We start from the raw sequence: 6,000 nt of genomic DNA on the forward strand, positions 1-6,000 counted from the left end.
CTGGTTAAGATATTTACTAACATATTGAATCAAAAAGATATTTGTGCTTATTTTTCTCTAGCTAGAGATTTTTAATGAAAACAAGGCGAAATTACGCGTCAATAGCTAACCTATTGCAAGTAAATTTAACGCAGTTAGCGCTAAAAATAGCTGCTTGAGATGGATTTATTATCCGGAGTTCAGGTTAAACACAAAGTATAGTTACGCATAGTATCGTGACCGCATTTGGCGGTTTTGCGAGATTCGATTTATTAAATATTCTAATAAATAATTGCAACAGTATACCTACTTTTTAAATTAGACGGTGATGATTTATAAATGGCTGATGACGTATTGCTTAAGCATGAAGCGCTTGTAAATGAATTAAAACAGTATTTGGGAAATGCTAAGTTTGATCTCATTTTCAAGTCAAAAACTGCCGAGTTAACTAAACCCGAGCAGTTTTTAATAAAAATGGAAATGTCGCGTTTATCTCAGCCGATAGACCGCTTTATTGATCTTCGTGGTTTAGTTACTGGCCAAGTAAAACCATATGAATACAAGGGCAAGCAACACTTTATGGATGACACCGCTATTGAAGTATTCGAAGCGGCCATAAAACAACATAAAGATTACACCCTTGCAGTATACGAAGCGGTAATGAATACCGAAAATAATTATCGCGTATTACAACAGCAATCAATTACACCAAAAAAAGTAGAAGCTCTACCACAACATGAACTGACCACCAACGTTATTAAATTTGCAGCTTATGAAAATCGCAGTGAAGAGCGGATGAATTACTCAATTAAAATTACTATTGAGTATGACGGGCAAGCAAAAATCGATGCGAGTACCTCTGATATTTCACTCAGTGGTTGTAAAATTAAGTTGGCGTCGCGCTATAACTTAAAAAAAGGTCAGCTTATAAATATGCATCTAGTAGGCTTAGAGCAAGATTTTCAGCTTGGCCTCAAAAGTGGCGTTAAATATGAAGTCGTTGCGATAGAAAACACCTCTGAAGAATTTAATCATATCCGCTTAAAGCGTACATTTGAAGAAAATAACAGCGCGTTTGATCGTTTTTTAGAAAGCTTTATTCATGGTAATAAACGCCGTTATAAAGTGAATTTAGATAACACCCTCGATGCGGTTATTTCTAAAGGGTATGAACAATATTATATTCCTAGGGTTAATTCTTTATATGTTTTTATTAGCCAGCAAAACGGCGTTTATTATCCTAGCCTGAGCTTAACCACTGAGAACAGTTTATTTATTCAGCGTTACTTTACTGATGAACGCAAAAAATCATGTCTTTACAATGTGTTAAATCATAAGCGTATTCGTACCTTGGCGCTAAAACCTGTGGCAGTAAAAGAAGAATATTTGTATACCTTTACCCATGTCTCTGCAGGAAAAATTTATTACTACTCAGCAACTCGTTCTGAGCTTGAGCAACAAACACAATTAAAAGCGTTATTTTTTGGTTTTGGTAGCCGAAGAGACAGTTGGCGTTGCTTTAAATTACAACTAATGCCGAGTCATACTGAAGATGCTTATATTCCTTTATCTTTACCTAACTCTTTAGGTAAAGATATTGAGAAACTGAATAAACCACCTTCACCACGTGTTGAAGGCGCGATAAAAGACGTAAAATATTTAATGCTACTTACCCAAGTTGGTAATGAGCATGAACAACAGCATTATCAACAATATGAATTTGATAAAGCCTTAGCCAATAAATTAAAATATTTTGGCCACAGTAAGCATGCATCTCCACCGGAGCTCAACACAGTGCCTCTAGAGTATGTAAATCTTCGCTCTAATAAACGCTATTTATACAAAACAAATGTAGTGATTAATACTCGTGATGCGGTATTGCATGGGCATACCCGTGATTTTTCAATATTTGGCTTACAGCTAGAGTGCAATCAAGAAGTTGACTTTAAAAAAGGCGATATTGTTTCGTTATCATTTCCTGATTTGCAAAAAATTACCAAAAACTATTCATTAAATCTTATTCAATATGAAGTCATGGCAGTGAGCAAATCGCAGACTACGATTAATTTAAAAGCGCATGCAGATAAAGGCTCATCTCATACTGGGGTCGATTTTTTTACCCTTTTAATCAATAGTAATAAACAAAAATTAAAAGTTGCTGAAGAGTCACCTAAAGTACCCGGGCTTTCTACAGCACTTAGAAATATGGTAACAAAAACGCTTTGCCAGTTTCCGATTTATTTACATAAATCAATGGCGCATTTTGAAATTGGCGCCATGGGATTTGGTTTATATCCAAGCCCACTGCATGTTATTTTACAAAATTTTGCCTTGTTGAATGCTAAAACAGACTTATCAAATATTATTACTAAAGCGCATATTATTGATGTGATCACCCCTAATATTAAAGATCGCACCCGTCAAGATCCGCCGCTAGAGTTTAGTTTAGTAATTAACTTTGATCCTAAAAAAGAAAATATAGCCGATGCCATTACCAGCCAATGTGTTTTAGGTACTGACTGTAGCGAGTTTAAACAGCAAGTAAGTAAAGGACTGAAGTCTGAGCTGGTTTTTATAATGCGTTTATATATTTCTCGCACTGGTCGACTCGATACTGACTACTTAGCAAACGAGCTAAAATACGTTAGCCAATACGCAATTCACAAGGCCAAAGACTTAGAGGATGCATTATGGTCTGTATCAGGTGTGGGCGACATTATTGATGTAAGTGATGAAGCACTTGAGCATTTAGCGCTCAACCAACAACAGGTTGAGCAAATGTCTAGACGAAAGCTAATCTGGTTAAATCGTTTACGTTAAACCTGTGATGGGGTTAGCGGAACCGCCAGCATATATAACAGTTGTAATAACGAGCCTTGGCAAATAGCTGCTTGGGCTTGCTCAACTACTTTTGGTTTACCATGTACAGCAACACCTAAGCCAGCTTGAGCCATCATTTTTAAATCGTTTGCGCCATCGCCTATGGCAACTGTTTGGCATTTTTCAAGCCTCAGCTTTTGTTGTAGCGCGTTTAAAACAACCGCTTTTTGCTCAGCATCAACAATCCCACCTAACACTTTACCAGTTAGTTTATTGTCTTTAAATTCCAGTACATTAGCATGCACTTCATCTAAATTAATCAGCTCCTGCACTCGCTCAGCAAACGGCACAAAGCCGCCCGATGCAATCGCTAAATACCAATCGTGGTGTTTTAAAATTTGGCATAACGCTTTAATACCTGGCATTAAAGGCAGTGCACTTTTAAGCTCATCAATTAAGCTCTTTTCAATCCCTTCAAGCTTGGCAACACGCTGGTGTAAGCTTTCGCTAAAATCAAGCTTACCTGCCATTGCCTGCGCGGTTACGTTGGCAACCTCGTCGTATACATTCGCTAAGCGTGCAATTTCATCAATACACTCAATAGTAATGGCCGTTGAATCCATATCCATTACCAATAATCCTGGTTTTTGTAAATCAGGGGGGCTAGTTACTTGCACTAACTGACACGCCAAGGTATTTGCAAAAGTTTGAAGTTCAAGTGGGTTTATTGCGCGCTCTGCACTTTCTATATAAAAACATAATGCCGGAGATAACCCTAAATCTGGCTGATATTGACAAATAGCTGTTACTTTTTGCTGGTGAGACGCAAAAAACTCAATAATGCTATTGATATGCTGAATATTAAAATCACCGCCAAAGGCAATACTAAATAATCCTTGGTTTCTGTTTGGTGTTGTATTTAGTGGTGTAAAAACACCTTGTTGGTAGCTAAACCATTTATTAAGAATAAGTGATGATGATAATAGCTCAGCGCTTTGCTGTGCCATGTTCGCGTTCGACATGGGATCTCCGTTTATATTTCCTGACATTTAGCTCATTGATAATAAGGATATGAGATACAAAATTCGCCATCAGGGGGGATTTAGGGTTATAGTGTAGTTGTAACATCAAATCAAAATGCTGTCAGCAGCATATACGGTGACTATGAAAAATAACCATCTTAAAAATCCACTTACAGCCTCGCAAAAAAAGCGTTTAATTCGTTTGTTATTGGCCGCGGGTTGCTTTGTATTATTAAGCTGGGTAGGAATAAACAGTAGCCACCAAAGCCATCAACTACTTTACGATAGTGCCAATAGTGCAGCCAAGTCACTCACTCAGTTTATGGCACTGAATGCCAAAAAACCGCTAATAGAAAAAAACAAATCGCAGCTCACCACCTTATGCAACAATATCAGTAAAGATGAGTTTGTTCTTTCAGCCACCATTTATGATAAACAAGGTGTAGTGCTTGCAAGCAGCGATAACTGGCAATCACATCATGTATATGGTTTATTACCAGACTCATCACCGGGCATTAGTAAATTAAAAACACCGTTTGTTGAACAAGTTATTTCTGACGACAATCGCCCTATTGGCTTTGTATCTATTACCTATTTAACGCGCGCAGCGGTATCTTCAAGCCATAATCACTTTCATGATTTAGGTCGCCAAGTATTACTTATGCTAGTAATTGCTTGTATTTTTACTTGGCAATTAGGCCGAGGATTAAAACGCTGGCAAGTAAATCGCTATATACAAAAAACCTCAGAGCACGAAGCATAAAGCTGCTCAGCTAATCGATATTTATCGCTATTTGATTTTAAACTATGAAGCGCATTAAACACGTTAGGAATATGCAATGGGGTATTTATTTCTCCCTGATAACCATTTAGCGGCATTGAAGGTGAATCAGTCTCAAGCACTAAATGCTGTGACTCAAGCTTTGCTACAACCGCACGTGTTTTAGCAGCCCGTTCATAGGTTATAACCCCACCGACTCCAAGTTTAAAACCCTGCTTTATATAATAGTGCGCTTGTTGAATTGAGCCTGAAAAAGCATGGATCACACCGCCGTTTTTTGGCCTACAACGCTTAAACGATTGCGCTATTAAATCATGGCTTTGCCTGTGATGCACAATCAGCGGTAACTCAAGCTCATTAGCAAGCGCTATTTGATGCTCAAACAGAAAGGTTTGTTTTTCAAGATTTTCGATACTGCGATCTAGCCCGCACTCCCCAATAGCCACCAGCTGAGTTTTGTTTGTTTTAGCAAAGTTATACAGCGACTCTAAGTGCGATTGCTGATGTTGCTCTAAAAAATAAGGATGTAGCCCTGCAGCTATTCTAATTTGTGGGTAGGTTGCTTTAAACTCGAGTAGTTTTTGAGACTGCGCCAAGCTAATGCCTGGCACAATAAATTGATTAATGCCTTTAGCTACACAGGCATTAATAAGTGATTCGCGGTTTGTATCAAACTCACTAAAATCAAGATGACAATGCGAGTCTATAAATTGCAAAACCAGCAGCCAACTAAGGGTTTAAGCGCGTTATTTGCCAGCTATTATCGGCCTGACGCTGATACATAAAGCGATCATGTAAACGATGCGCTCCGCCTTGCCAAAACTCGATTTTTTGCGGCACAACACAATACCCGCCCCAAAAATCAGGGAGCGGAATTTCGCCTTTAGCGAATTTGTTTTTCATGTTGGCAAAGGTTTCCATTAGCACTTTACGCGACGAAACTGGACGGCTTTGTTGCGACGCCCAAGCGGCTAATTGGCTTTCCTTAGGGCGAGATAAAAAGTATTTAGCGACTGCCGATGTAGGTAATGGCTGCGCTTCACCATACACAATTACCTGGCGCTCCATGTGGTGCCATGGAAAGTGCAAGGAAATTTTATTATTGCCTTTAAGCTCTTGTGCTTTACGTGAACCGGTATTAGTAAAAAACACAAAACCGTTATCATCTAAATGCTTTAGCAACACAATACGCTGTGAAGGCTGACCTGTTTCATCGACCGTAGCGACGACCATAGCTGTAGGATCAGGCAAATTACTACCAACAGCATGCTCTAGCCAAGTTTCAAACTGCTTAAACGGATCATCAAGCAAGTTGTCTTCACTTAGCGCATCTTGCAAGTATTCACGACGAATATCTTCGAGTTTCATAAAATTCCCTCTAGGTTCTAGGTTCTAGGT

Annotated in this window: 5 protein-coding genes; 2 read left to right on the top strand and 3 right to left on the bottom strand. The window is 38.6% G+C overall.

Annotation, left to right across the window (positions count from 1 at the left end; all coding sequences use genetic code 11):
• The first annotated feature begins 318 nt into the window (after positions 1-318).
• Positions 319-2,799, top strand: a complete 2,481-nt coding sequence (locus CWB75_RS12950) for a PilZ domain-containing protein (RefSeq protein ID WP_138570865.1) — start codon at positions 319-321, stop codon at positions 2,797-2,799.
• Here the strand turns inward: CWB75_RS12950 and serB are convergent.
• On the bottom strand, positions 2,796-3,821 hold the full coding sequence (gene serB, locus CWB75_RS12955) for a phosphoserine phosphatase SerB (protein WP_138570866.1): 1,026 nt from the start codon (positions 3,819-3,821) through the stop codon (positions 2,796-2,798). The genes CWB75_RS12950 and serB overlap by 4 nt on opposite strands.
• Before the next feature lie 142 nt (positions 3,822-3,963).
• Here serB and CWB75_RS12960 point away from each other — a divergent pair, with 142 nt between their 5' ends.
• A complete protein-coding gene (locus CWB75_RS12960; RefSeq protein WP_054201961.1) occupies positions 3,964-4,584 on the top strand; it encodes an AhpA/YtjB family protein in 621 nt (206 codons plus the stop codon).
• Here the strand turns inward: CWB75_RS12960 and CWB75_RS12965 are convergent.
• Positions 4,551-5,318: a TatD family hydrolase gene (locus tag CWB75_RS12965; RefSeq protein ID WP_138570867.1), complete on the bottom strand. Its 768-nt coding sequence runs from the start codon at positions 5,316-5,318 to the stop codon at positions 4,551-4,553. The genes CWB75_RS12960 and CWB75_RS12965 overlap by 34 nt on opposite strands.
• A gap of 13 nt (positions 5,319-5,331) precedes the next feature.
• Entirely contained in the window at positions 5,332-5,970 is a 639-nt protein-coding gene (gene pdxH, locus CWB75_RS12970; RefSeq protein WP_013465698.1) for a pyridoxamine 5'-phosphate oxidase, read from the bottom strand.
• Positions 5,971-6,000 lie beyond the last annotated feature (30 nt).

Source organism: Pseudoalteromonas sp. S1608, from assembly GCF_005887265.1.
Taxonomy (GTDB): domain Bacteria; phylum Pseudomonadota; class Gammaproteobacteria; order Enterobacterales; family Alteromonadaceae; genus Pseudoalteromonas; species Pseudoalteromonas undina.